Origin of the sequence: uncultured Porphyromonas sp. (assembly GCF_938023125.1) — a bacterium.
GTDB lineage: Bacteria > Bacteroidota > Bacteroidia > Bacteroidales > Porphyromonadaceae > Porphyromonas.
On sequence record NZ_CALHDW010000010.1, the window covers coordinates 46,205 to 72,621 of the forward strand.

A 26,417-nucleotide genomic window follows, 5' to 3' on the forward strand; every position below is an offset into this window, starting at 1 on the left:
AGATGACAGACAGCCCCAGAACCAGCACGAACCACCTGCAACGTTTCTTCGTTGCACTAGTCGCCACCCTATTCTTCGGCCTTTCCCTAACTGCTCAAGCCCAGACGTACACCCTCTCGGGCACGGTGCTCGACACCCGGCAAGAGACGATTGTAGGGGGGAATGCCATGCTATTTACCCAACAAGGCAAGCAGGTAACCGGTAGTACCACCGATGCCGAAGGGAATTTCCGCCTCCGCAATCTCTCCCCAGGGAGTTACGCACTGCGTGTATCCTTCGTAGGCTACAAAGAATACACAACCATAATCAAGATTCCCCACTCGGGCACGCTCCGCATTGTTCTCGAGGAGGACAGCCGGCTCCTCAACACCGTGACCGTGGAGGCTCGTGCTGCGGATATGACCGTAAAGGGTGACACGGTGGTTTTCAATGCGGATGCCTACCACGTGGGGCAAGGCGCCATGCTCGAAGACCTCATCAAGCGCATTCCCGGTGCTGAGGTCAGCTCCTCGGGTAGCATTACCATCAACGGAAAGAGTGTAGACAAGATACTCGTAGAGGGCAAGGAGTTTTTCTCCGGAGACACCAAAGTAGCCACCAAGAATCTCCCTGCCGAAGTAGTGGACAAACTCGAGCTACTCGACCGCTCTAGTGAGCAATCTCGCATGACAGGCTTTGATGATGGAGACGAAGAGACGGTACTCAACCTCACCTTCAAAGCTTCCCACAAAACGGGATTATTTGGCAATCTCTTCGCCGGATATGGCACCAACAACCGATACGAAGCCAATGCCACTATCAACAACTTCACAGGGAAAAACCGCCTCACATTCATTGCCGGGAGCAACAACACCAACGACCGCGGTTCCGGAGAACTCGACACCGATAGCGGGGGCGGATTCCGAGGCCGAGGCAGACCTCAACAGGGGATCGCCAACTCCTCTTCTGTAGCCGGCGATATTGCCTGGAGTTTGCTCTCCAACCTCGACCTAGAAGGCAACGGCCGCTATGGTTACACAGACCGCGTTGCCACGAGCGAAAAACTTACGGAACAATTCCGCACCAATGCGGCAAGTCTCTTCTCTCAAGAGACGCAAGACCTCCGCTCCTTTACACACGGCGTTGGCTCTCAACTCCGCCTTACCTATAAGATAGACTCTCTCACCGAGCTCGTCTTCCGTCCCTCCGTCTGGTGGAATAAGAACTACGACTTGGGGTACAACACAACCTCTGCGTGGGAGGATCAAACGAACCCCATCAGCACGGCACAGACACAATACAACGCCTCAAGCAACTTCCTTTCTCTGGGGGGAGACCTCGACATAAGCCGTCGCCTAAGCAGCAAAGGGCGTGTCTTGAGCCTAGGCATTCGCACGAGATACAACGGCAATCAGAGCGAAGGCAACTACCTCGCCTCCTTCTCCGGGCTCGGGGCGGGCAGCGGCATCAATCAAAATAGAGACCTACTACAACAAGACGACAGCCACACCCTCTCCACCACGCTACGCCTATCCTACGTAGAGCCTCTTACCTCTCGCCTCTTTTTGCAAGTGCTAGGCGAGTGGAAGCACAATACACGTGAGGGAGATCGCCAAGTGTTCACCCCCGACGCATCGGGCAAATACACCCTACTCGACGCTCTGTACTCCTCTAAGTTTACCGGCAAACTTGATGCTTATAGAGGTTCTCTCAACCTGCAATTCCGCACCAAAGGCTTTGACATAACGGCAGGTCTGGGGCTCGAGCCCGGCAAGATGACGACCCAATACCTCTCCCGGTCTTGGGTCAATCAGCAACTCTTTTTCGTGCCCAACCTCCGCATTAACCTCCAGCCCGGCAAGCAAACAATGTGGCGACTCGACTATAGAGGCAGCACAGAGATGCCGAGTGTTTCCTATATGATCCCCACGGTAGACCCCACCGACCTACTTCGCATCACCGAGGGGAATAGCAGCCTCAAGCCCTCATTCAGGCACCAGATACACTCCTTCTTCCGCAGCTTCAACCCCACCAGCCGCATAGCCATCAACCTCTTTATGGAAGCCAATTATGAGCTCAACGGCATAGCCTCTGTGGTTCGTTACGACAACGCCACCGGGCAGCAGCGCATCAGTTACCGCAATGTGGATGGCAACTCCTCCATTCGATTGTTTGGAATGAGCTCCATGCCCTTTTTCTCTCCCTTGCTGACGCTCAATGCCGGGCTTCGTGGGATGTTCAACCATCAAAATGGGTACGTTGTCGATGCCGCCACAAACACAGAGCAACTCAATAAGAGTGACAACTGGAGCGTAAGCCCCTCACTTTCTCTCTCCTTTGCCAAGGGCAATCTCTACCTTCGCTTGCGAGGCGGCCTCTCCTTCAATACGGCCCTTAACTCACTCAGCAGCCAAGCGCAACGCACGGCGTGGGACTACGAGTCCGGGCTTGAAGGCTCCTACGACCTGCCTTTTGGGCTAAAGCTCGAGAGCGACATTCTCTACCAAACCAACCAAGGCTACGGCACGAACTACCAAAAGAACTCGTGGCTATGGAATACAGCCCTCTCCTACAGCTTCCTCAAAAACAAGGCGGCAACCATTCGCCTCAAGGGCTACGACCTGCTGAATAGCGAGACCGGAATCTCTCGTGAGGTGACAGCCCTCAACGTGACCGATAGCCGCACCAACGTACTGGGTAGGTACTTTATGGTACACTTCATCTACCGCTTCAGCAGCTTTGGTAAGGGAAGCTCTCGCAGCGACTTCGGGGAGCGTCACTTCGGCGGTCCTCCTCCACGCTAATCACCTCTTACTACTTTCCAAGTGAGGAAAGGCAACTTTCCAAAGGTGGAAAACTAATTTTCCAGACTTGGAAAAGAGAATTTCCAAGTGTGGAAACCCTCCACTCCGGGTGGGGAAATAAGAGAGACGAAGGCGAGTTCGATCAAGGAACAGGCCGGCCGCCAAAACGAAAGCAACGCCCCCCGATGCCGGAGCTGCCTGGTTTCTTGTCAGAAGTCAGTGAGTTCTTCTAGAAAAACAGCCCGATTTCTTCACAGAAACCGGGCTATTTCTTTTGCGTTTGTGGGCAAGAATCTTTTATGCGGGGCGGAGCGTCTCATGCCCTAAGGGCAAATGCTTGAGCAAGACGTGGGTAGACTCCTCTTGCAGGGCGGCTCTCGAGGCGAGAGTTAGCTCCCATTCTCGGGCATACTTCCGGCGATCCACCTTGAAGTTTTCGCTTCCCACGCTATCAAGTCGTGCAATAAGAGAGCCCACGGTGAGCGTCTCGGGGTCTACCGCGGGATAGTAGTTGCCCGTGCGCGATTGCTTGGTGTACTTCACCTCCACAATAAGGTTGAGCGCCAAGAGTTGCCGTACAATCATAGTGGTAAGCTTCACGGGGATGCGGCATTGGTCCGCTAATTGCTCTACGGTATAGGGCTCTTGCTTTTTGGGATCTACAAAGCGTTGTACGATATGCGCCATGATAAGCACGGTAAGGAAGTCCATATAACGGCGAGACACCTTGGTTACCTCCTTTTCGTAGGTGAACTTATTCACATTCTGTATCGCATAGCAGAGCTTGGCACAAAAGAGGGTGATAATCCAGGTCAGTTGCATCCAGAGGAGCAATAGCGGGAAGGCGGCAAATCCTCCGTAGATAGCGTTGTACCTCGAGATCCACAGCATCCCTCCGATGTAAAGCATCTGGAAAATCTGGAAGGCAACCCCCGCCAACGTACCGGAGATAAGGGCCGGAACGAAGCGCACCTTCACGTTGGGTAGCGCCATAAATATGGCCACAAACGAGAAGACGGTGAGCACAAAAGGCACCAGATTGATGAGGAACGTAGTCATGCTACCGAGGAGGAAGAAATCCTTCATAAAGGTATTCCTGATGGTAGTCATGGCGATGGTAATACCCGAAGATAGCACGATTAGGACGGGCAAAAGGAAGATCATGGTAAAGTAGCTCGTCACCTTGTCTTTGAAGGTTCGCCCCTTGGGGGTCTCCCAGATGCGGTTAAAAGCGCTCTCAATGGTGGAGAGAAGGTTGAAAACCGTATAGAGCAAAAAGACAAGACCAATCCCCAAGAAGAGGCCGCCCTTTACTTGCGAAAGATAGTTCTCCACAAAGCCCAACGAAGTCTGAATCTCCGTAGTGTGGGTGGGCAGGGTCTCTATAAGGAAATCGGAAATCGCATCTTGTACCCCAAAGCCCTTGGCAATCCCCACCAAGACGGCAAGCATAGGCACCACGGCAAGTACCGTGCTATAGGTGAGCGCAGAGGCCTTACTCGTGAGATCGCCCTGCACAAAACCCTTTATTGCCATGTATAGAGACTTGAGCGAATTGATGTAGATACGACGGAAGCCCCGCACCTCAGAGGACTCAATGTGCCACATGTCTCTTGACACAAAATCCATGAAGTCAACGAGTAGTACACGACCAATGCGCATCCATCTTTTCATCCTATTTTTCTTTGCCATACAGAATACTTTTCGTCTTTAGACCGACCAAAGATAGTAATAATAGCGCAGCAAAATGCTACCTTTGCTCCGCAAAAGGCAAATCGAACAACAAGCGAATGGGCTGAGTGTGCCCTCGCTTCTTTACGCTCCACCTCTGCCCCAATAGGATGCAGAGAGTGAGGGGCGCATATCCTTCAACAAAGATGTTATACACATTATGAACTCAACCCTATTAAAGAGAATATTCTTCTCACTTTTCCTCCTCGTCTCTGCGCTACAACTACAAGCGCAAATCACCATCAGCGGTAAGATTACCGACAAAGAGACGGGGCAGCCCCTCCCCGGTGTTACCATCCGTGTAGACCACAGCCTGAAGGGAGCCACCAGCAATTCGAGAGGCGAATTCATCCTCAAAAACCTGCCCAATGGCGAGCAAACACTTCGCTTCTCCGCCATTGGCTACCGCTCCGAGCACGCCACTTTTGTCCAAACTACCTCAAACGTGCAGATCAGCATGGCAGAAGAGAACCGGCAATTGGCGCAAGTGGTGGTCACAAGCACCGGTACACACAGGCGGATGGCAGAGACTCCCATCCCCGTACAGGTGATTACCGCACAAGATCTCTCCTCAGCCCATATCTCCACCCTCGAAGAGGCGCTCTCCAAACTCTCCTCTTCCTTCTCCTTCTCCAGCAACGCCATGGGTACCGAGGTCTCGCTTAACGGACTCAAAAGCAGCTACATCCTTTTCCTCCTCAATGGGCAACGAATGCTCTCCGACGATGCTATACAGCGCATCAATATGGCCAATGTAAAGCGCATAGAGATACTCAACAGCTCCGCTTCGCTCCTCTATGGGAGCGACGCAGTGGGTGGTGTGGTAAACATCATTACCGACGACGATAAAAACGGAATAGAGGTATCCTCCACCACTCGAGTAAGCAACCACGAGCGCCTCAGTGAGGCTGTGACCCTCGATCTCAACCTCGGAAAAATTACCTCCGCCACCTCCTACCTCTACCGCCAAGCCGGCAACTGGCAGCTATCTCCCATGGCAGAGGTTGTGGACAAGAAGACCAAACAGGTAAAAGAAGAATCTACAACGAAACAGGCCTCTCTGGGCTATGGGAATCACCTCGTTCAGCAACGCTTCTCCTATTCCCCCCTTACCAACCTCACCTTTAAGGCTGAGGGAAGTTTCTATGACAACATGAGCAGGCGCCCTATCGAAGGCTATGATTACAACGTAGACCACCGTGCCTATGCCTACGGAGCCGGCATGCAATACATCGTCTCACCACGTGTTTTCGTTGCGGCCAACTTTGCGGCAGACAACTACAGCTCTAGCTATATCTACCTCAAAGACACCAAGAAAAACAAGCAGGGCGAACGCCTAGAACGCAAAAGGACCCGGTACTACAAGGGGGATCTATCCGGGGTATTCAAGCTGAGTCGCAACAATAAACTCAGCACCGGCCTGGAGTACCTTAATGACGCACTCAGCAGTGCCACCGACACCTACGACCACAAAAGCACCTACACGGCCTCGGCTTTCGCTCAAGACGAATGGACCATCGCACCCGGGCTGGAGCTAGTGGCAGGGCTGCGCTATTCCTTCAACGAAACATTCCACAGCCACCTATCCCCCTCGATCTCTATCATGGGTGTAAGCGGCGGATTACGGGGGCGGGTCTCCTACTCTACAGGCTTCAAGGCTCCTACGCTCCAACAGATCTATGCTTCGGAAGTGGCCCTAACCACCAATCGACTAAGCCTGGGAAATATAAACCTCAAGCCCGAAGAGAGCCACAACCTCTCGGTAAATCTAGAGTATCTACACCGTCGTTTTTCACTCTCGGCAACGGCATTTTTCAATCATATATCGAATATGATCAACTACCGCACCCTCTCAAAAGAGGAGGCCGCTCCCTACCTCAAGGAGTATGACGAGGTGCAAATGCGCGACAATATCGACCGTGCCAGAGTATTCGGGCTCAACCTATCTGCCCACGCCTACCTGGGTGCAGGCTTCGACTTTGCCGGCTCTCTCTCCCTACTCGATGGCAAAAACATTACTCCCATGGCCACGAAAAAGAATCCTCATCCCGATCCTATCCAACTCGATAAGAGTGTGGGCATACTCGGGAATGCTCGCCTCAATTGGGGGCACACTTGGGGGCTGTACGATCTCAAACTTGGCGTCTTGGCCTATGGACAAGGCGAACGCTACTCAGTCACCTACGACTACTACTCGCCCGCTTTCTACCTACTCGATTTTGTAACAACCCACGACTTTACTTTGGGAGACTACAAGATAACCTTGGGCGCCGGAGTAGAAAACATCTTAGACTGGCGCGATGCTCACCCCTGGAACACCGCCAAACCCTACGCCACCGTACAGCCGGGGCGCTCTCCCTACGTGAGCCTAACGCTCCACTATCGTCACTAATTAGGGAGAGAGAACATGCCTTCTGTAGTAGATTTTGTAGCCTTAGGACCCGGGGGCTCTCACCTTGTAACGGCACGTGCGCTTGCGGCATTACAAGCGGTGCAGCACATATATTACCCCGAGTTGGGAGGCAAAAGTCAAGCCCGAGAGCTACTCGTACAACTCGGGCTCCCCGGCGAAAAGCTAAGAGGATATACCCTACCCATGAGCCACAATAGGCAGGCAGCCCTTGAGGCATACGCCCAAGTGGCTAGAGAGGTAGCCGAGCTAGCCCGGCAAGAGCACTCTATTGCCATTGTGGCAGAGGGCGATGTGAGCATTTATTCCTCCACCCACTATATTGCCACCCAACTGGAGGAGAGAGGCATCTCTATACGCCATCATGCAGGCATCCCCTCTTTTATTGCAGCAGCTTCTGCCCTCAACATTTCTCTCGTAGAGGGTAACGAAATGCTGGTTGTCTCCCCCGGCAAAGTCTCTCGGGAGCTACTACAGAGTGTAGCCGATGGGGGCGGCACCCTTGTCGTTATGAAGCTATCGCAATGCGAGGCCGAGCTAAAAGCCCTTATGCCCTACTTTGCGCCCCACCTCCAATACTACTATTGTGAGTTTATCGAACGCCCCAACGCCCTCTACCTCCGTGACCTAGAGGCGATACAGGCGCACCCCTTTACCTATTTCTCCCTCCTTATCTGCAAATCGCATCCATCCCTTACAAACCGATGAAACGTATCAGCCTTTACCTATTCCTCTGGGCAGGAATCTTTTTGTTACAGTCTTGTGCTTCAAAAAGAATCAGCCAAGGAAAGACTCCAATTTCAGTTGCAACAATAGCCCCTCAAGGTGAGGAGCAAAAAAGCCCAAGCATGCAAGTTTCCATTCCGCCCCAAGAAAAGGAAATACAAAGCAACCTCGCACAAAAGATCTCCTCCCTACAGCGGGGGAAGAATGCCATCCTCCTCGTGGCTTTTGGTAGCACGTGGCAAGAGGCACACAATGCCTACAATGCCCTACAAAGAGAGTTAACTCGCACTTTTAACTCTGCCTCCACGGGAAAAAGTGCTCCGCAAGATGTCTACCTCGCCTTTACCTCGGGGATGTGCATCCAACGCTGCCGGCAAAAGGGGCTGGGCGACTTCTATTCCCCACACACTTGGCTCGCGGCTCTGGCACAAGCGGGCTACACCTCTATAGTAGTGCAGTCTCTACATGTAGCCCAAGGCAAAGAGTTTCTCGATCTCGCACAAGAGGTTAATAGCTTTACCCAAGCGCATCCCTCTATCGAGGTTTCGCTACAAGGACCCCTACTCGACCACGCTCCCAAGGTAGCCAAGATACTCTGCAAGAGCTACGAAAGTGAACTAAAGTCTGGGGCTACGCTACTCTTTATGGGGCATGGTACTCCCAAGAAATACAACCTTGGAGGGCGAGAAGAGATCCATCTTCTATTCGAGGAAGAACTGCAAAAGCGGGCTCCCCGCTGCTTTGTTGCTACCGTCGATACCGAGGGCAATCTACTAGAAGACACCATCGCACGGATGCAGAAAAAGGGGATAAAAGGGGGCAGAGTAATCTGCATCCCGCTCATGACCATTGCCGGAGATCACGCCCACAACGATATGCAAGGGGGCGACGAAGATACGCCCGAGGCGGAGAGCTGGCGTGCAGAACTCATAAAAGCAGGGTACCAATGCAGCAAAGGAGATTGCCGACTTATAGGACTTATTGAGATGCCCGAGGTCGTACAATTGCTAGAGCGACAACTAGAGAAGCAGGTCTCTCGCAAGCGATAACGGCTCCGCTCCTCCCGCTCTCTTCACCAGCAAAAAGGCCTCTACTTTACGGGAAAGTAGAAGCCTTTTTTATATTCCGATAGGGTGGGTTTAAAGAGCTTCAGCCCTTTTAGCGCTCTACACTCGTGCGCTCAGTGGTTTGCCGTTTACGCTCGTTGGCCTTGGCTTGTTGCTCTGCCTCTCGTTTTTTTCTGAGCTCTTCGACTCGCTGTTTGCGCTCAGCCTCTTTGGTGCGTCGCTCCTCTTCACGCTTTTTCTTGAGCTCTTCGGCCCGTTGCTTACGCTCGGCCGCCTTGGCACGCCGCTCCTCTTCTCGCTGCCGTTTGACCTCTTCTTCTTTCTTCTTTTTGGCCTTTGCCTCTTCGCGCTCACGCTGCTTGCGCTCACGTGCTGCCTTCTCCACGTCTTCGTAGGAGATAGGTGCCGTCTCATTTACTTGGTAAATAGGCATTTCCTCTTCTCTCGGTTCGGGCTTGGGCTCGGGTGCTTTCTCCGTCTCTACGGGGGCTGTCACTTTGGGTGTTTCTACCTCTTTAGTGCGAGCTACGGCAGCCTCTTCTCGAGCCTTTGCAATCTCTTCGTAGCGACTCAGTGCCAAGGCAACTGCTGCCTGACGCGGGGCTATGCTATCGGCCAGGAAGTCGAAGTAATTCCCCAGAGAGGCTCCGGAGAGCAGGGCTTTGTAGCTCGTCTGATCCATGGCAAAGAGGAGGGCATCACTCGGCAAGGCAGGCATATACCCCTCGGGACTATAGGCATCGCGTACATAGTTCCAAGCCTCACGCTCGGAGGAGAAACCGCTAATAGTCACTCTTTGGATGGGCGAAAGTCGCTCCAAAGAGACCTCTAAAGGAAGATCGGTATAGCGTGAAAAATTGAACGAAGTAAGTGCAAAAAGGAGCGAATGAGACTCCACATTTGCCTCGGCACAAAGCAATACCACACTATGCGGAGAGCGCAGAAGTGGCAAACGATAGGTGTAGAGAGAGTCGGCCGCCTCGGTATCCCCACCAAAAGACAACTCGTAATTGAGTCCGGAGTAGCCTCCCTTGCTAATGCTTCTGCCGCCTGTCAGCTCTCGCAACATCTGCTGAGCGAGTTCCAAGACCTCGTCGCGTTGGTACTCTCTCAAGAGTTGCTCCAGAGCCTGCTTAAAGGCAATTTCCTCTCCCTCCAATACGTAAGAGAGGGCTTTGAGGAAGTCCATCTTAGGCTTCAAGGTAGAGAGCGGATATTGTGCATGTAGCTCCGTAGCCAAAGCTCTCACCGCCGTAGGATTACCACTCAAATAGGCAGCAAAGGCCTCGTTGTAGAGCCGCTCTTCTTGCTCTTGAGCCGTGCGAAGCTGCTCAAGGTACTGGGGAGAAGCTATTGCCTGAGCCAGCGGTTGATCGGCAAACTCGGCCAAAATCTTTCGTCTCCAGACCTGCGCCTCACTCTTCAGTCCACGGCGCTCTAGTAGCATATAGAGCTGATAGTAAACGCCCAAACGCTCCTCATAATTGGGATAGCGGCGGAGCAACTCCTCCAGAGCATAGGTAGCCTCGTCAAAAAGCTCCATCTCTTCTTGGAATACTTGTGCCATCCCCAGAAGTCCATTTTGGATGATAACATCGCTGGCGGCAAGCTCTTCGGGTGTAGTAGGTAGCTGAGCCAAATAATACTCTCGCTTGGTTGGGTCTTGGCTGGGCGGTAAGTCCTGAGGAGAACCCGAGGGAGAGGCGGTAGTATCCGAAGCTAGCGAATCGGCTTGCTCCGGGGTGGACTGCGACTCAAATGCAGAGGAAGAGGCCGAGGGCATCACACTCTTCTGACGGCGGCGCCAATTATCTTCCAACGTGCGATTGCCCCACTTTTGTTTGAATTGCGCCTTCCCTCGAGCAATGAGCTGGGGATTATAGAAATAAAACTCACCCGAAGTAGGCATCCCCTGATCCGGAGTTTTAGATACCCCTGATGGGGTGTTACTACCGAGTTGCTCGTTGAGAGCATCTTGTTCTTCTTGCCGAGCAGCCATCCGCTCATCACGCTCTCGCTCTCGTTGCGCCTTCTCATAAGCGGCAATAGCACTATCTATAATGCGGAATTTCTCCACCTCAGGGAGGGAGGCAAGATGGCGCAGACTATCCTGCTCAGCCACGGCACGCACATGCAGCGCCAAGGCATCAAGTTGCTTAGAGAGTGTAGTATATTCTTCGCTCTTTGGGTGCGACTTAGGGAGAGCAGCCACCCCGGTAGCAAAACTTCTCTGCGCCCTATCCCAATCTCGTTTTGCCAAGTATATCTGCCCGGCAGCCACGGCACACAGGGCAAAGTCTCCCCCATGCTCCGTACTCTTCTCCACCCCTAGGTTATAAGACTTCAGCGCCGAGAGAGAATCCAATTGCCTTAGATATAAATCCCCCTGCGTGAGGTAAAGGCGATCCAGTACCTCCTTGTTGCGCCCACGACGCGCCATCTTTTCCGTTGTCGTGATAGCCCTACGCACATTCCTCTCCGCCTCTATCTCTACTAGGCGGAGCTGCGTGGCAAACTCCAATGCAAAGGGTGGAGCCTTGCTCAAGAGGGTGCGGAAAACCTTTTTTGCCTCACCGGGGCGCCCCGATTGCACAAGCAACTGCCCCAAGAGATAGCGCATGCGCAACTTCTCTGTTCGGCTCTCTTCCTTGGCAATGGCCCGCCTAAGGGGCTCGATAGCTTCGTCTATTCGCCCCTTGGAGAGCGCAACCTCCGCCAGCGTTTTGTCGTAGACTTGACTTTTTCTCAGGTATGCCGCATCGGTCTGTAGTGTCCTAATCATCTCCTCGGCCTCATGCAGCCAGCCCATAGCCGTATAGCTGCGAGCCTGCCAGAGACGAGCCTCATCACGGATAGCCGGCTCCGTGGCATAGAGACGAGACATATACGAGAAGGTAGCCATGGCATCGAGGAAGTCGCCATTGTAAAACTGCGATTTCCCCACAAGGAGCCAAGCATTATGTAAGAAGCTATTGTACTCGCGACGCTTGTAAAACTCAGCCTCACGGGCGGAGGGTCTCCCCTTGCGTTCCGGTTTGGTGCGGATGCTGTGGAGCTTGATCGCCGTCTGTCCTTTGGCCAAAGCCGGGTCAAAAGCCCCTCCCTTTCGCTCCTTGAGCATACCTCGCTGCGCCTCTATCGGGTCGAGGAATATCTGCCGGGAGTAACTCTCGGAGTAGTTCGCTACGAAACTATTATAGGTCTCATCAAAAGCATTTTTTCCATGAAAATAGACATTGTATCGGGTGGTAAGGTTGTGGTAAAAGCGGGTTGAGGCATTATTGCGCCGCACCGAGCAGCTCCCCAAGAGGAGCGCTAAGCAGAAACAAACTACGGAGACGAACGAAGCACGGCGCATACGCAACAAAGCTGTTTTAGCGAATTTGTTTTTGGGAGGAGGGGCCTTTTTTTTCGGCAGCAGCCCTCAGACGCTCCTCGGCCTCCCCCATGAGCGACTGCGGGAGCGCTATGGAGCGACGGCTAAGGCTCTGCATCCAGCCGGCCACGTCCTCAGGCAAGAGCGTAACGAGTACGCTACGGAATTCTTCCACCTCCTCGGGGGTGTAATCACTATGCGAGCGAGAGGCAAAGCGGTCTAGCTCTTCGTCGTCGTAATAATCAATCTTCGGCGCAGCCTTTTCTTTGCTACAGGTGCCCTCGCCACAGGTGCAAACAGAGCACTTCTCGCCCGATTGCCCCCAAGATTCTACGCCTTTGACTATATCTTTTTTGTGCTCGTCGATCGTGCCGTGGCGCCGCCCCCATCGATAGATCACCCAAACGAGCAGAGCAATCCCCAAGAGGATGCCCAATAATTTAGTTGACATCATAGGGCAAAGATAACGATTGACTTGCGATAAATATAGTAAAATAGAGACTTTTACAAGCGGCTAAGCACGCACAAAGAGGCGAAAAGCCACAAATAATGCAGCAAAACCCAACACCAAGCTCCCCCCTAAGTAGAGAATCGCCTCAAGGATATTGCCCCGTTGAATCAGCTGCATCCCCTCCAATGCAAACGAAGAAAAAGTGGTAAATCCGCCACAAAAGCCTGTGGCTAAAAGCAAGAAACCCCAGCGAGACCACCCCTCGGGAGCATAGCGATGAAGGCACCCCACCACCACGCCTATGAGGAAACAGCCCAACACATTGACCAACATTGTCCCCCAAGGTATCGACACTCGCCCTCCCCATAGGGGGAGCCACGAAAACCACCTCTGCGCAGATCGCTGTATTACATAGCGTGCCACAGAGCCCAGCATTCCCCCTAGGGCTACACAGAGTATATCCTTCATTTGGACTGAGCAAGCCGACGTGCACTATACACTTAAGGGCTGAGGGAGTGAATTAGACCGGCACAACAGCAGGCCTCCTATCACCATACGCCCCTACATATAGAGGCGAGAATTACCAAATAGTATCAATCTCTTCTTCCGGCTCTAGGGCGTGCTCTAGGCGTAGCGTGATGGTTGTGGCATCACACACTGCCGAGGGGCCAAAGAACTGAATGGGGCCGGGATAACGGAAGGCAATGCCCTCTGCCCACTCCTTGCGATGCTCACGGAAAAAGCGGAAGGGGGCCCCCTCGATATCTACCAAGGCCTTAGCGATAACCGGTTTGTCCACGCCGTTTCGCTCCTCTATGACCAGCATCTCGGTAAGGGGGATCCCTCTGGGTATCCACTCTTTTGGGCTATGAACCAAGTTACCCACCGTAGCCATATAGCCGGAGCAACCCTCTTTGGCGAGAGCCACTGCGGTGCGGCCAAGGGCATAACAGTAGGATGTATCAAAATTGGAGGGCATAGAGCAGCGGCCTTCGTACCCAAAGAAATGGGTCAAAGCCGAGAGATTGCCCTCGAAAGAGCCCTGAGCACGACGCTTCTCAAGCTCTTGCTCTAGGAGCGTTACGATGAGGGATTCCGTCTCTATACGCGACACTTGCACATTTCCGTGGGGGTCACGCTCCAGAGCGAGCTGGCGAGCTACCTCCTCGGGGAGAGAGCGCAAGGTCTCCTCGTCTTCTTCTGAGAGTTTGCTGGCAATGTAGTTGATAATCTGGCTCTCTTTTACAAGATGGAGCTTATGCCCATTCTCTGCCAATACTCGGTTGAGCGAGGCAATAAGGCGACGTACCTTGGGCACGAATTCTATCAAGCCCTCGGGTATAAGCACCACACCAAAGTCCATACCACGCTGTGCACGATCCACTACCACATCCGCCAGCTGACGCACGAGGTCGCCCAGGGTGAGCCCTCGAGCCGCCACCTCTTCACTGATGATGGCTACCGTGGGCTGGGTCATAAGAGCGCACTCCAAGGTCAGGTGGGAAGCCGAGCGTCCCATGAGTTTGACAAAGTGCCAATACTTCTTCGAGGAGTAGCAATCGCGCTGGATGTTACCCACCAATTCGGCATAAACCTTAACGCAAGTATCGAAGCCAAACGACGTCTCTACCCAACCATTTTTGAGGTCGCCGTCTATCGTTTTGGGGCAGCCCACCACTGAGAGAGGGTCGTTTACACTACGGCAGTACTCGGCAAGCAGGGCAGCATTGGTATTGGAGTCGTCCCCACCGATCACCACAAGAGCATCCAAAGCCAAGCGATGAGCATGGAGAAGGACCTGCTCAAACTGCTCCTTAGTCTCAAGTTTTGTACGGTCAGAACCGATCATATCGAAGCCGCCCGTATTGCGATAGCGGTTAATAACGTCTGCCGTAAGCTCCCGAGCCTCGCCTCGGAGTAGCCCTCCCGGCCCCATGATAAAGCCATAAAGGATGGAGGCCGGATGATGCATCTTGAGGGCATCAAATATGCCGGCTATTACATTATGCCCCCCGGGAGCCTGCCCCCCTGAGAGCAAAACCCCCACCGTGAGAGGGCTGTTGGCCTCGGGCTCTACGTCGGCTGCGGCCAAAGAGACCACAGGGAGCTGTGCCGTGTGCGGGAAGAGAGCGGCAATACGCTCGTCGGGAGTCGCGGCATTGGTAGAGACATCAAGCTTAGTAGGGTGCTCTAGCACCTCGGGGAGTTGAGGCTTATAGATCGCACGTAACTTATCTAAACGAATATAGGTCATAAGGGATAGATTAAAATAACGTGGGGCACCTCTTAGCATCATGCCGGGCACCCCACTTTTTGACTACATATTAGGCTTCAAACTCAATATCTACATCGAGATGTTCGTGCCATGGCAAGCCCTGCTTGGCCACCTCTTCGAGGAATGGATCGGGATCGAACTCCTCTACGTTGTGCACCCCGGGCTTATTCCAAAGCCCTCGTGCGAACATCAAGGCTCCCACCGTGGCAGGTACGCCCGTTGTGTAGCTCACCCCCTGCATCCCGGTCTCACGGAAAGCGGCTTGGTGACTACAGTTGTTCCATATATAATAAGTGTGCTCCTTACCATCCTTCACCCCACGGATACGGCAACCGATTGAGGTCTCGCCCGTATAGTTGCTCCCAAGGTCTTGAGGGTTTGGTAGCACGGCTTTGAGGAATTGGATGGGCACGATCTCCATACCATTGTAATTGATCGGCTCGATGCTTCCCATACCAATGTTTTGGATTACACGCAAGTGGGTCAGATACTCCTCGCCAAAGGTCATCCAAAAGCGTGCTCTCTTGATAGTGGGGAAGTTAAGCACCAAACTCTCCAGCTCTTCGTGGTAGAGCAGGTAGCTCTCACGCACACCGATACCGGGGTAATGGAGCGGACGATGGATCTCTTGCGGCTCCGTTTCTATCCACTCACCATTGAGATAGTACTTACCCTTTTGGGTAATCTCTCGAATGTTGATCTCGGGATTAAAGTTCGTAGCAAATGCCTTGTGGTGATCCCCTCCGTTGCAGTCCACAATATCGAGGTAGTGGATCTCATCGAAGTGATGCTTGGCGGCATAGGCGGTAAAGACGCTCGTCACCCCGGGGTCGAAACCACATCCAAGGATAGCGGTAAGGCCGGCCTTTTCGAAGCGTTCGCGATAGGCCCACTGCCAGCTATACTGATATTTTGCCTCGTCTAGAGGTTCGTAATTGGCGGTATCAAGGTAGTTTACTCCGCACTCCAAGCAGGCATCCATAATGGTAAGGTCTTGGTAGGGAAGGGCTACATTTATTACAAGATCGGGCTTAAAGCTGCGGAATAGAGTACACAGCTCGGGCACCTTATCGGCATCTACCGAAGCCGTTTGTATCTTCACGCCTCCAAGGGTCTCTTCGATCTCCTGTGCAATTTTATCACACTTGCTCTTGGTGCGGCTCGCCAGCATTATATCGGTAAAGACCTCGTGGTTCATAGCCACTTTCTTAGCTACGACGGTGCCAACGCCTCCGGCACCAATTATCAAGACTCTTGCCATAGTTATAGTTGTTTGCTTTCTATGCTCTGTTATTTTTATGCTCCACAAAGATAGAGAAAAAGAACTATCCTCTGAATAACACACCCCACAATACCGAGATATATTCCATAGCCCAAACGGCACTTGAACAGGAAATCCCATGTCAAGTGCCGCATAATATAAAGAGATGAGATTACAGAGATACTTTGTGAATAGAAGTGCCAACCCGCACTATATAAACACCCCTTGACGGAAGCTGTAGCACGTGAGAGCCCGTGAGGTATCCCTGAGCTATCGTTTTTCCTTCCACTGTGTAGATAGAGTAGAGAATGGGGGACGAAGGCTCCTCAGGAAGCTCGATAACAAGACTGCCATCCCTTCCATATACCATATACTTCCCTAGCCCCTCCACCAAAGGAGGCTCTACCCCTAAGGGAAACTTATCCGTTTCTATAATATTGGTGAAGTAGTTCCAGCCGAATGCCTGCCGGTACTTCTCTCCTGAACCGATAGGAACGTAAACAGGAATATCATTGGGAGTAAAGCCGTGAAATGGACCTTTCCCAGGATTGACCAAAGGATGTTCAGTACAATGAGGAGGATTGGGAGAGAGAGAATATATCTTCTGAAGGTGACTCAAGTCTCTAAATGCCCCGCCTTCAATATACTCCACAGTAGAGGGGAAAACAATCGAATCAATGAGACAGGAATTAAATGCGTCGTAGCCAATCCACCTCAGTTTCGGAGGAAGCTGATTGACCTTCAACTCGGAACACCACTGGAAAGCACTACGACCAATTTTTGTAACAGTTGTGGGGATGTTCGCTTCCTCCAACATATCGCATAAAGACAAAAAACTATCTGGGATCTCGGTCAACCCTTCGGGCAGGACAATTCTCTTTAGTTTCTGGTTGTTGGAAAAAGACGAATCTCCTACCCTTTTGACGGTATTGGGTAGAACTATCTCCCTAAGATGTGTAGCATATATAGCGGACAAGCCGATGCTGTCTAACCCCTCGGGGAAATTCATCTCCTCTACCCTTACGTAATAGAATGCCAATATATTAATGGTTTTGAGGGTGGAGGGTAGAATAATCCTTTTAATACTATTACACCGGGCAAAACATCGGATGGGAATTTCTGTCACGCCCTCAGGAATTACCAATGGGTCTCCTTCAAGCCATCGATTACCATCAAAACAAAAGTGCCCCATCTTACGCAACGAAGAGGGAAAATTGATCTGACTCAACGTCATCCTCGTAAAAGCATAAGCCCCAAACTCCGTAATATCATCAGGAAGAATGATGCGACGAATGTCTAGATAGTGTCCGGAAGTATACCAATCTCTATCAACAAAAGCTTCGTCGGGGATCTTGTGGTTCTCAACCTGTGCATACTGCAAATTGACGATTCGCAGATTTCCATCCTTTGCGCAACGAACTATAGTTTTGAAATCGGGAGCACTGATGGGACCATGCACCACCAACGAATCTATGGTGTTCCACTTGTCGCCCAAAACCTGCTCCAACTCACCATACCTGCTCACCCTCGCATCGAGGAAACTCTCCTGACTCCATACCTCAGGAGAACAGACCAGCCCCAAAAAGAGCAATAGAAATACCTGTATTCTTTTCATCGTTTCTCTATGTAAATTTCTCTATGTAATAAATAAATACGGCAAGAGAGGGAGAGACCTTTGCATCCTCCGCTCCATACCTACCGTTTCCTATTGGAAATCATCTTTTACATTAAGCCCATCAGGGAACAAATCGCCTCCTGCATGTCACTAACATGGTGCAAATGTATACATTTGTTATATATCTACAATATCCAAGGAGGGGAAATTCAGTCACTTTGCCTACCTCACACTCACCAAAAACCTCTTAGATTACAAATTATTTCCATACACATAGCCGTACCCTAAAGTCTTCTTCCAAAATGGGTATGGAGGAAGGGAGAGGAAACCGCCGTGTGAAACGCGCTAAAAACGCTGCCCTAAAATTCGAGCGGAATAGGGCAAGAAAATTTCGTTCCACAGCTAATTTTGCACCTCAAAACCAGCCTAAAAAGTTTGGAAAATCAGGCAGTTCCCGGATCCGTTTTTGCCCGACAGTCCCAGGAGGATAGATCTAAAAAGAAAACGAACTCTCCCTTTACCTATCTTTTCTCCTCGCCCCACCGAGATTCTCAAAATCGTCCTTTCGTATTCTATCCTCCCCCGGCGCATCCCCCTTTCCTCTCTCCTCTAGCAGGTTACCCCTCCACAGGGTAATTTTTTTTGCTATCTTTGCGGTGCATGATAGAATACCTCATCCTACTCGCATCGGTTATCGTATTTGCGGGTATCATCATCGGGAAAGTGGGTTCTCGGTATGGCATTCCGGCCCTTTTGCTCTTTCTCTTTACGGGAATGCTCTTCGGGAGTGATGGATTCGGGTTCCAATTTGAGGATGCACAGATAGCACAACACATTGGCATGGTGGCCTTGGCCATTATCCTCTTTACGGGGGGTATGGACACAAAGCTGCGCGAGATCCGCCCCATTATGCTACCGGGGCTGTTGCTCTCTACCCTCGGGGTGCTACTTACCACCCTCTTTACCGGACTTTTTATCCACCTACTCACCAAGAACTTTGCTCTTGGGGTTACGCTGAGCCTGCCGCTCTCGCTCCTCCTCGCAGCCACTATGTCGAGTACCGACAGTGCCTCTGTCTTTGCGCTACTGCGCTCTCAGCGTGTACACCTCAAGCACAACCTCAAACCCATCCTCGAGCTAGAGAGTGGGAGTAACGACCCCATGGCCTATATGCTTACCATTGCGCTCATCGGATTTTTGCAGCAATCGGAGCTTGCGATAGGGGCTTTACTACTACACTTCGTCCGGCAATTCGTACTCGGCGGAGCCTTGGGGCTCCTTTTCGGTTGGTTGGCGGTCTGGTTGGTCAATCGCATACAGATCCCCAACCGCACCCTCTACCCTATTATGCTGCTCTGCCTTCTCTTCTTCTCCTTTTCTCTCACAAACATAATCCAAGGGAATGGTTACCTTGCCGTTTATATCACGGGTATTGTATTGGGGAATGCCAAACTGTGCCACCGAGGGAGCATCAATCACTTCTTCGATGGCGTCACCTGGCTCGTGCAGATTATCCTCTTTATCATGCTAGGGCTACTTGTCAACCCCAGCGAACTCCTCTCCGTGGGCGTATTGGGGGTGCTTATTGCCCTCTTTATGATGGTGCTAGGTCGCCCTCTGGCTGTACACCTTACGCTCCTACCCTTCCGCCGCTTAGGATTCAAGGGTAAGGGATTTCTCTCTTGGGTAGGGCTTCGTGGGGCTGCTCCTATCATCTTTGCCACCTATCCGGTGGTCAGTGGCATACAGGGATCCTCTATTCTATTCAACATCGTTTTTATCGTAACTCTTCTCTCCCTACTCATCCAGGGGATGACCATTACCCCCATGGCTCGACTACTGGGATTGGCAAAGCCGGCTCCCCCCGAGGGGAACTTTATAGGTGTAGAGATCCCCGACGAATTGGGGACGCAAATGCAGGAGAGAGAAGTACGCAAAGAGATGCTTGCCAAAGGGGAAGAACTGCGTCAAATCGAACTATTAGAGACCGAACTTGTTATATTGGTCCGGCGCAAAAATAGATTTATTGTGCCTAAGGGCGCGCTCAAACTTCACGTGGGAGATATTCTACTTATCGTTTCGGAGCACTCCCAGCAGTCTGCAAGCAACGACGGACACCACCAACTCATAGAGCGCATTCGCAAGAGCCTACTACAATAAAACAGTATAGAAATATTACTCCTATGAACAGCAATTACATTTTCATCAGCCTTGTAGCCTTAGTTATGATTGGGGCTATCGTGGGATGCTCTCTCACCAAAAAAGAGAAGAGACCTCAGATCGTAGCTGCCGATGTAGCTACCTTTAAGAAAATAATAGAGCGACCCGACATACAACTGGTAGATGCTCGCACCCCAAAAGAATACAACGAGGGGCATATCGGGAACGCCATTAACATAGATGTTTTGGCCGAAGATTTCATCCCCAAAGCCACACAACTTCTGAAAAAGGAGAAGCCCATCGCCGTCTACTGCCGCTCGGGCAAGCGGAGCACAATAGCTGCCGAAAAACTTGCCGCAGCGGGCTTCTCGGGCCCCATTTATAATCTCACCGGAGGATATCTCGCTTACACTGCTCAGGAGTAAAGGGAACGCCCTCTGAGCTTCCCAAACACTCCTCAATCCTTAACTATGCTACGTCTCCAACGTGCGCACTACAAACCTCTCCTCTCGATAGGGATCCCCATCATGATCGGGCAAGTTGCTATTGTTTTAGTCAGCTTTGTCGACAACATCATGGTGGGCAATCATAGCCTAGACGAACTAGCCGCAGCAGCCTTTGTCAATAACTTTCTCAACCTATTACTCGTGTTGGGGATGGGCTTTTCGTACGGCTTGACCCCTCTCGTTGCGGAGTCGCACAAGCTAAACCGCCCGGAGCGTGCAGGCCTTTACCTCAAGGGTAGTATGCTGCTCAATACCCTACTGGCATTGGCCTTAGGGGGTATCGCATTGGGGCTATCCCCCTTTCTCGAATTCTTCAACTTGGAGTCTCGCTTGATGCCTCTAGCCCAACCCTATTACCTCCTTCAGGTGATTAGCTTTGTGGTGTCCATGGTCTTCAACGGGCTAAAGCAATTCTACGACGGCATGAGTCGCACTCGCCTACCCATGTACATCACCATAGCCGGCGTAGGGATTAACATTCTACTCAACTGGGGGCTTATCTACGGACGCATGGGCTTACCCGAGTGGGGGCTGTATGGAGCCGGTATCGCAACGCTTATCAGCCGTGTTGCCATGGTTGCGCTCCTAGGGCTGAGCTTCTTTGCCGATCGATCCCTAGGAAAAGAGCGATACGGATTCTTCGCGGGGCAGCTCGATCGCTCCATCCTCAAGCCCCTTACCCTATTGGGGACCCCTGTTGCCATCCAACTAGGGCTGGAGACCGCCTCTTTTACCATTGCCGTAATCTTTGTAGCACGCATCGGTAGCTTTGCTCTCGCTGCCCACCAAGTGGTGAATACGGTAACCGTGCTTGGCTTTCTCATGTACTACGGGCTAGGCTCCGCCACGGCTATACGAGTAAGCCACTATCGAGCTATCGAAGACTATCAGGAGGCCAAAAACGTTGCTCGAGCCGCCCATCAGATCGGCTCTGTCATGGCCCTTGTTGCTATGATTGTGATCTTTGCCATCCGGAGCAAAGTAAGCCTGCTCTTCAACCCCGATGAGCGTCTGGCCCCTCTTGTTGCCATCACCCTGATCCCGGTAGTGATCTACCAATTGGGGGATATGCTGCAAATCGTCTACGCCAATGCCCTGAGAGGGCTGGAGCATGTACGCATGTTGGTACCTATTTCCATCCTCTGCCACCTCTTGGTTGCCCCTATTCTAGCCTATCTATTTGCATTTGTATTGATGGCAGAGCACCCTGAGTGGCAATTACTTGCCGTGTGGAGCTCCTTCCCCATCAGCCTTACGCTCATAGGAATACTGCTCTACCGAGATTTTTACAAAAATTGCAATAAGGAGAGCCGCCGCCCCAGAAGTTAGGTACCCACAAGTAGGCAATACCAGTCGATATTGGGCAGGATACTGTACCTTTGCAGCGAAAATATTACTGGTAAACCATTGATAGGATTTTAGCTTTCAGCATATGACGGTTAATCACCTTAAGCGCATTGCTCAATTCCTTGCCGACTATTCAGCCCGTCTTATTGGCTCGGGAGTACATACATCTCGCACGGTGCGCAACACCAAGCGCATAGGCACAGCCCTAGGCTGCGAGACGCACCTCAATCTCTCGATGAAGACCATGACGCTGACCGTTCGCGACGAAGAAACGGGGGATATTATCACCGAGGTGATCGATATTCCCACGCTCCCGATAAAGTTTGTACTCAACTCCGATCTCAGCGCCCTCAGTTGGGAAATCCACGATCGTAAGCTCTCGATAGACGAAGCAGAGAAGCGATACCAAGAGGTACTTGCCGGCTCCAATAGGCAACCCTTTTGGCAAGCATGGCTCCTCATCTCTATGTCTAACGCCTGCTTCTGTGCCCTCTTTGGCGGAGACCTTTTTGCCTGCCTCCTTGTGGCACTTGATACGGCAGCCGGCTTCTATCTACGAAAATTCCTCATCGGTAGGGGGCTAAACCACTACGTAGCCATTACGCTAGCCGCCGCCATCTCCATCGCCATACCGGCTCTCGGGATCTACCTGGGTTGCCCTACCGAAACTGGCTCTACGGCCTTGGCGACCTCTGTGCTCTACCTTATCCCCGGAGTACCCCTAATCAATGGTATTATAGATATTGTAGAGGGGCATACTCTCTCGGGAACATCCCGACTGATCCACGGAGCCTTGATCATTCTCTCGATAGCCTGCGGCATGGCCATTACGCTCCTCATTGCCACCGGCAACATTGCCAAGATATAGTCCCCCACCCTCCGTTTCAATATCTATATGGATATACTACTGAGTTTGCTCCAAGATGCTTTTTTTGCAGGCATGGCTGCGGTAGGTTTTGCCGCAGTATCGGTCCCCCCTCGTAGGAGCTTCCCTCCCATTATCATACTAGCTGCCCTAGGGCATGGACTTCGTTGGTATCTGATGAATCACCTCGGGGTAGACATCGTGGGCGCCTCCCTCTTGGCCTCAACGTTCATCGGATTCGGAAGCTATATTTTCGGGCGCTGGTGGGTACATATCCCCATGACGGTACTCTATATCCCTGCCCTATTGCCCATGATCCCCGGTATGTATTGCTACAATGCCGTCTTGAGCTTGGTACTCTTTGTAATACACCACAAAGAGCCCGCTCTGGCCGTGCAATACATGCAAGACTTCCAGACCAACTTTGTAATAGCCCTTACGGTTATCTTCACACTGGGGATAGGCAGCATCCTCCCCGTCTTTATCCTCTACAAGAGCTCCTATACACTATCCCGCAGAAAGTTTAGGGACTCCTAACCCCTCCCAAAGCCGGCCCCCTCGAGAGAGGGTTTCGCCACCTCCCCCCAAAAAAAGGTGCCCTATTCTCCCCATTTAGTTACATTTGCAAAGTAAACGGTATAGAGTATGACAGAGAGCGATTTTGATCTATTATTGGAGGCTTGGCAACGGAGTGGGCTTGCCGGTAAGATGAGCACCGAGGAGGTAGCTCAGCTGCTCCGCGGGTGCCCGTGCAAAAAGGAGACTCTAAAGCGGGGCGAATTATATGCCATCGGAGGGGATAAACTGCGCGACCTACGCATCGTAGGCAAGGGCGGCATCAAGGCGGAAATGGTGGGCACCTCGGGCAAACAACTGCTGATGGATACCCTAACACCCGGGCGCATCGTTGCTCCGGCCCTTCTTTTTGCCGAAGACAATGCCCTCCCCGTAACGCTCATGGCCAACGAGGAGAGCATACTTTTTAGGATGGGCAAGGAAGACTTCCGAGACCTTATGCACCAATCGCCCCAACTGATGACGAACTTTATCGGCATCGTTTCCAACATCAGCGTTTTCCTCATGGGCAAGATTTACCAACTCTCCCTACGTAGCTTGCAAGGGAAAATTGCGGACTACCTACTCCAAATCTACCTCAAAGAGGGCAACAAACGACTACAAATAGACTCGTCGTGGAAGGAGTTGGCGGATCGCTTTGGCGTGAATCGCCAATCCTTGGCACGCAGCCTCGCCCAACTCGAAGAGGAGGGATTGCTCCGCGTAGAGGGTAAGTCTATAGAAATACTCCAACCGCACCGGATGGCAGGGTTGGAGTAAGCACACATATTATATAGAGATGATCGAACTATTGGCCGTCCCAATTACATTGAGGTTCGTTGTCAATAGCCCAGGGGAAAAGGATGTTGTTCTCCAAATGAATATGCTCGTGTAGCTGTTGCTCAAAGCGAGCAATCCGCTGAAGAACCAATTTATAACTTTCGCACGCATCCGCAGGTGGGGTATATCCATTGGTGAGAGCAGCAATCGTGCGATAGCGTTCGCCCTCGCCGTCGTGCTCCGTAAGCATCACTCCAATAGGGTGAACCACCGAACCACAGTGGAAAGAGCCCAACGTGCCTTCCCCCGCCAATGCTGCGAAGAGGTCGTATAGATAGGGGAATAGTACCTGCTCCTCTTTCTGGAGATGCTCTTCGAGGGCTAGCAAAGACTCGGCAAAGAGACTCCGCACCTCCATCAATTCGGGATGATTCTCACCATGTACGCTCGCCACCTTGTCTAGCAACTGAAGCGTTACAGGGCCCTCTCTGCGGATGCCTCGGTGGTGTACCTTGAGGATATAGTCCATCAGAAGATCTTTGTCCCACTCCTTAAAAGCGTAAGAATAAGATCCTTCACTTTGCTCTTGGAGTGCTTGATCCAAGGCTGTAATCACCTCTTCTACCGAAGCCCCTGCCTTAGCACAGGCCTCTATAAAGGGCTCTTCGCCATGACAGCAGAAGTCGATCCCATAGCGATGAAATACGGGTACGGCACGGTAGTCGTAAGCCGCAATAGCGCCAACGGTCGTGGTTTTATAATTCATTCCAGCCATAATTGTGTTCTGTTAAAAGGGTTAAGCAATCAGATTTTGGATATCCTCTTCTACGGTGCCGATACCGGCAATGCCAAAATTATCGACGAGTACTTTAGCCACATTGGGCGAGAGGAAAGCGGGCAACGTGGGGCCGAGATGGATGTTCTTCACCCCAAGGCTCAACAAACCAAGCAGCACGATAACCGCCTTTTGCTCATACCATGCGATATTATAGACGATGGGGAGCTTGTTGATGTCGTCTAGCCCCATCACCTCTTTCAGCTTGAGGGCAATCACAGCAAGCGAGTAGCTATCGTTGCACTGACCGGCATCCAACACACGAGGGATCCCCCCGATATTGCCTAGAGGCAACTTGTTGTAACGGTATTTGGCACAACCCGAGGTCAGGATCACGGTATCTTGGGGGAGAGCCTTGGCAAAATCGGTATAATAACTACGGCCGCTCTGTCTGCCATCGCAACCGCTCATCACAATGAACTTGCGGATAGCTCCACTCTTTACCGCCTCCACTACTTTATCGGCTATACTGAGAACCTGATGATGCGCGAAGCCGCCCACAATCGTACCATGCTCAATCTCCGTAGGGGGCTGGCAGGTTTTTGCTAGAGCGATAACCTCACTAAAGTCTTTATTCCCTTGCTCATCGCCTTCGATGTACTTAAAGCCGGGGTAGCCCGTTGAGTTGGTCGTGAAGACACGATCCTTGTAAGAGGCATTCGCCTTGGGCGGTACAATACAGTTAGTGGTAAAGAGGATGGGGCCATTGAAGGTCTCAAACTCTTCTCTTTGTTGCCACCAAGCGTTGCCATAGTTACCAACAAAGTGCTTGTATTTCTTGAACTTAGGATAGTAGTTAGCGGGAAGCATCTCGCCGTGTGTATAGACATCGACTCCGGTTCCCTCGGTCTGCTCGAGAAGCATCTCCATATCTTTGAGGTCGTGCCCGCTGATAAGAATACCGGGACGAGTGCCTACTCCGATATTAACTTCGGTGGCCTCGGGATGCCCATAGGTCTCGGTATTGGCCTTGTCGAGGAGTGCCATCACTTTAACTCCGAATGCACCCGTCTCGAGCACTAGGGCGGTTAGTTCCTCCACGGAGAGGAGCCCCATTGTAACGTCGCACAAGGCACGTTCGGTAAATGCGTTTATTTCGTCGTCATTGTAGCCCAGACGATCGGCATGCTCGGCATAGGCGGCGAGGCCCTTTAGCCCATAGATGGTAAGTTCCTTAAGCGAGCGAGCATCTTCGTTCTGCTCACGAAGGATCCCAACGCCAAGGGCGAGTTGGTCGTACTCTTCGGGGGTACCCTGCATCGTAACGGCCTCGTTATCGGGCAACGCAACGCCTAGGGAGAGAGCCTCCTCACGCAATTGTTTTTTGAGATTGAAGGTGTGAGTCACACGCTTGGCGATGGAAGAGTAGTCAAAGTTGGCATTCGTTATCGTAGCAAAGAGCGACTCCATAATCGTCTTATCAGCCGTACGATAATCCAATTTCACTCCGGCTTTACGTGCTGCCGTGGTGATGATGGCAATTCCCTTGAGGTTGAAGATGAGCAAATCCATTAAGTTGGCTGTGGTAAAGTCCTTACCGCAAACTCCTTTGAGGGCGCAACCCTTATTGCCGGCCGTCTCTTGGCACTGGTAGCAAAACATTCTATTTTCCATTTCTTCGTCTTCTTTTTCTTTGTTATTTCCTTTTACGGGGGCAAAGGTAGATAGCCCCAC

Annotated in this window: 19 protein-coding genes; 10 read left to right on the forward strand and 9 right to left on the reverse strand. The window is 51.8% G+C overall.

Annotated features, from left to right (window positions below):
* Nucleotides 1-2: 2 nt before the first annotated feature.
* Complete coding sequence (locus Q0090_RS02760) at nucleotides 3-2,783, forward strand: TonB-dependent receptor (protein WP_297947225.1); 2,781 nt, start codon at nucleotides 3-5, stop codon at nucleotides 2,781-2,783.
* 297 nt (nucleotides 2,784-3,080) lie between these two features.
* Here the strand turns inward: Q0090_RS02760 and Q0090_RS02765 are convergent, their stop codons facing one another.
* Nucleotides 3,081-4,475: a YihY/virulence factor BrkB family protein gene (locus Q0090_RS02765; RefSeq protein ID WP_297947226.1), complete on the reverse strand. Its 1,395-nt coding sequence runs from the start codon at nucleotides 4,473-4,475 to the stop codon at nucleotides 3,081-3,083.
* A gap of 199 nt (nucleotides 4,476-4,674) precedes the next feature.
* On the opposite strand from Q0090_RS02765, the gene Q0090_RS02770 reads away from it, so the two are divergent.
* The 3 genes from Q0090_RS02770 (at nucleotide 4,675) to Q0090_RS02780 (ending at nucleotide 8,699) form a co-directional block, all read left to right on the forward strand.
* Nucleotides 4,675-6,906, forward strand: coding sequence for a TonB-dependent receptor (locus Q0090_RS02770; RefSeq protein ID WP_297947228.1), 2,232 nt, complete (start codon nucleotides 4,675-4,677; stop codon nucleotides 6,904-6,906).
* Between the two features lie 15 nt (nucleotides 6,907-6,921).
* Entirely contained in the window at nucleotides 6,922-7,632 is a 711-nt protein-coding gene (locus tag Q0090_RS02775) for a precorrin-2 C(20)-methyltransferase (RefSeq protein WP_297947230.1), read from the forward strand.
* Nucleotides 7,633-7,772: 140 nt separating this feature from the next.
* Nucleotides 7,773-8,699 carry a sirohydrochlorin cobaltochelatase gene (locus Q0090_RS02780; RefSeq protein ID WP_297947232.1) on the forward strand — a complete coding sequence of 309 codons (927 nt, stop codon included), beginning with the start codon at nucleotides 7,773-7,775 and terminating at the stop codon, nucleotides 8,697-8,699.
* 109 nt (nucleotides 8,700-8,808) lie between these two features.
* Here the strand turns inward: Q0090_RS02780 and Q0090_RS02785 are convergent, their stop codons facing one another.
* The 6 genes from Q0090_RS02785 to Q0090_RS02810 all read right to left on the reverse strand — a co-directional run bounded on the left by Q0090_RS02785 (nucleotide 8,809) and on the right by Q0090_RS02810 (nucleotide 17,695).
* The gene (locus tag Q0090_RS02785) at nucleotides 8,809-12,075 is read right to left on the reverse strand and encodes a hypothetical protein (protein ID WP_297947234.1); all 3,267 of its coding nucleotides are present in this window, start codon (nucleotides 12,073-12,075) and stop codon (nucleotides 8,809-8,811) included.
* A 16-nt stretch (nucleotides 12,076-12,091) separates the two neighbouring features.
* Nucleotides 12,092-12,547 carry a hypothetical protein gene (locus Q0090_RS02790; protein WP_297947236.1) on the reverse strand — a complete coding sequence of 152 codons (456 nt, stop codon included), beginning with the start codon at nucleotides 12,545-12,547 and terminating at the stop codon, nucleotides 12,092-12,094.
* Between the two features lie 60 nt (nucleotides 12,548-12,607).
* Nucleotides 12,608-13,012, reverse strand: coding sequence for a fluoride efflux transporter CrcB (crcB, locus tag Q0090_RS02795; RefSeq protein ID WP_297947238.1), 405 nt, complete (start codon nucleotides 13,010-13,012; stop codon nucleotides 12,608-12,610).
* A 112-nt stretch (nucleotides 13,013-13,124) separates the two neighbouring features.
* On the reverse strand, nucleotides 13,125-14,798 hold the full coding sequence (locus Q0090_RS02800; protein ID WP_297947240.1) for a diphosphate--fructose-6-phosphate 1-phosphotransferase: 1,674 nt from the start codon (nucleotides 14,796-14,798) through the stop codon (nucleotides 13,125-13,127).
* A 70-nt stretch (nucleotides 14,799-14,868) separates the two neighbouring features.
* Entirely contained in the window at nucleotides 14,869-16,221 is a 1,353-nt protein-coding gene (locus Q0090_RS02805) for a saccharopine dehydrogenase family protein (RefSeq protein WP_297947242.1), read from the reverse strand.
* Nucleotides 16,222-16,252: 31 nt separating this feature from the next.
* Entirely contained in the window at nucleotides 16,253-17,695 is a 1,443-nt protein-coding gene (locus Q0090_RS02810) for a leucine-rich repeat domain-containing protein (RefSeq protein ID WP_297947244.1), read from the reverse strand.
* A 660-nt stretch (nucleotides 17,696-18,355) separates the two neighbouring features.
* On the opposite strand from Q0090_RS02810, the gene Q0090_RS02815 reads away from it, so the two are divergent.
* From Q0090_RS02815 to hcpR, 6 genes are all read left to right on the forward strand, one after another.
* The gene (locus Q0090_RS02815; RefSeq protein ID WP_297947246.1) at nucleotides 18,356-19,855 is read left to right on the forward strand and encodes a potassium/proton antiporter; all 1,500 of its coding nucleotides are present in this window, start codon (nucleotides 18,356-18,358) and stop codon (nucleotides 19,853-19,855) included.
* A gap of 23 nt (nucleotides 19,856-19,878) precedes the next feature.
* Nucleotides 19,879-20,280, forward strand: coding sequence for a rhodanese-like domain-containing protein (locus tag Q0090_RS02820; protein ID WP_297947247.1), 402 nt, complete (start codon nucleotides 19,879-19,881; stop codon nucleotides 20,278-20,280).
* A gap of 45 nt (nucleotides 20,281-20,325) precedes the next feature.
* Nucleotides 20,326-21,690 (forward strand): MATE family efflux transporter, encoded by a 1,365-nt coding sequence (locus tag Q0090_RS02825; protein WP_297947249.1) that lies wholly within the window; start codon nucleotides 20,326-20,328, stop codon nucleotides 21,688-21,690.
* Nucleotides 21,691-21,793: 103 nt separating this feature from the next.
* A complete protein-coding gene (locus Q0090_RS02830; RefSeq protein WP_297947251.1) occupies nucleotides 21,794-22,576 on the forward strand; it encodes a threonine/serine exporter family protein in 783 nt (260 codons plus the stop codon).
* Between the two features lie 27 nt (nucleotides 22,577-22,603).
* Entirely contained in the window at nucleotides 22,604-23,110 is a 507-nt protein-coding gene (locus tag Q0090_RS02835) for a threonine/serine exporter family protein (RefSeq protein WP_297947253.1), read from the forward strand.
* A 108-nt stretch (nucleotides 23,111-23,218) separates the two neighbouring features.
* Nucleotides 23,219-23,908: a nitrosative stress-sensing transcriptional regulator HcpR gene (gene hcpR, locus Q0090_RS02840; protein WP_297947255.1), complete on the forward strand. Its 690-nt coding sequence runs from the start codon at nucleotides 23,219-23,221 to the stop codon at nucleotides 23,906-23,908.
* A 28-nt stretch (nucleotides 23,909-23,936) separates the two neighbouring features.
* Here hcpR and ric read toward each other — a convergent pair whose 3' ends face one another.
* Nucleotides 23,937-24,683, reverse strand: a complete 747-nt coding sequence (gene ric / locus Q0090_RS02845) for an iron-sulfur cluster repair di-iron protein (RefSeq protein ID WP_297947257.1) — start codon at nucleotides 24,681-24,683, stop codon at nucleotides 23,937-23,939.
* A 21-nt stretch (nucleotides 24,684-24,704) separates the two neighbouring features.
* Complete coding sequence (hcp, locus tag Q0090_RS02850) at nucleotides 24,705-26,357, reverse strand: hydroxylamine reductase (protein WP_297947259.1); 1,653 nt, start codon at nucleotides 26,355-26,357, stop codon at nucleotides 24,705-24,707.
* Nucleotides 26,358-26,417: the final 60 nt, after the last annotated feature.

Excerpts from the sequence above, each read along its gene's own strand:
- Q0090_RS02760 (WP_297947225.1), top strand. The coding sequence starts at position 3 with ATGACAGACAGCCCCAGAACCAGCACGAACCACCTGCAACGTTTCTTC.
- Q0090_RS02765 (WP_297947226.1), bottom strand. The coding sequence starts at position 4,475 with ATGGCAAAGAAAAATAGGATGAAAAGATGGATGCGCATTGGTCGTGTA.
- Q0090_RS02770 (WP_297947228.1), top strand. The coding sequence starts at position 4,675 with ATGAACTCAACCCTATTAAAGAGAATATTCTTCTCACTTTTCCTCCTC.
- Q0090_RS02775 (WP_297947230.1), top strand. The coding sequence starts at position 6,922 with ATGCCTTCTGTAGTAGATTTTGTAGCCTTAGGACCCGGGGGCTCTCAC.
- Q0090_RS02780 (WP_297947232.1), top strand. The coding sequence starts at position 7,773 with ATGCAAGTTTCCATTCCGCCCCAAGAAAAGGAAATACAAAGCAACCTC.
- Q0090_RS02785 (WP_297947234.1), bottom strand. The coding sequence starts at position 12,075 with ATGCGCCGTGCTTCGTTCGTCTCCGTAGTTTGTTTCTGCTTAGCGCTC.
- Q0090_RS02790 (WP_297947236.1), bottom strand. The coding sequence starts at position 12,547 with ATGATGTCAACTAAATTATTGGGCATCCTCTTGGGGATTGCTCTGCTC.
- crcB (WP_297947238.1), bottom strand. The coding sequence starts at position 13,012 with ATGAAGGATATACTCTGTGTAGCCCTAGGGGGAATGCTGGGCTCTGTG.
- Q0090_RS02800 (WP_297947240.1), bottom strand. The coding sequence starts at position 14,798 with ATGACCTATATTCGTTTAGATAAGTTACGTGCGATCTATAAGCCTCAA.
- Q0090_RS02805 (WP_297947242.1), bottom strand. The coding sequence starts at position 16,221 with ATGGGATTTCCTGTTCAAGTGCCGTTTGGGCTATGGAATATATCTCGG.
- Q0090_RS02810 (WP_297947244.1), bottom strand. The coding sequence starts at position 17,695 with ATGAAAAGAATACAGGTATTTCTATTGCTCTTTTTGGGGCTGGTCTGT.
- Q0090_RS02815 (WP_297947246.1), top strand. The coding sequence starts at position 18,356 with ATGATAGAATACCTCATCCTACTCGCATCGGTTATCGTATTTGCGGGT.
- Q0090_RS02820 (WP_297947247.1), top strand. The coding sequence starts at position 19,879 with ATGAACAGCAATTACATTTTCATCAGCCTTGTAGCCTTAGTTATGATT.
- Q0090_RS02825 (WP_297947249.1), top strand. The coding sequence starts at position 20,326 with ATGCTACGTCTCCAACGTGCGCACTACAAACCTCTCCTCTCGATAGGG.
- Q0090_RS02830 (WP_297947251.1), top strand. The coding sequence starts at position 21,794 with ATGACGGTTAATCACCTTAAGCGCATTGCTCAATTCCTTGCCGACTAT.
- Q0090_RS02835 (WP_297947253.1), top strand. The coding sequence starts at position 22,604 with ATGGATATACTACTGAGTTTGCTCCAAGATGCTTTTTTTGCAGGCATG.
- hcpR (WP_297947255.1), top strand. The coding sequence starts at position 23,219 with ATGACAGAGAGCGATTTTGATCTATTATTGGAGGCTTGGCAACGGAGT.
- ric (WP_297947257.1), bottom strand. The coding sequence starts at position 24,683 with ATGGCTGGAATGAATTATAAAACCACGACCGTTGGCGCTATTGCGGCT.
- hcp (WP_297947259.1), bottom strand. The coding sequence starts at position 26,357 with ATGGAAAATAGAATGTTTTGCTACCAGTGCCAAGAGACGGCCGGCAAT.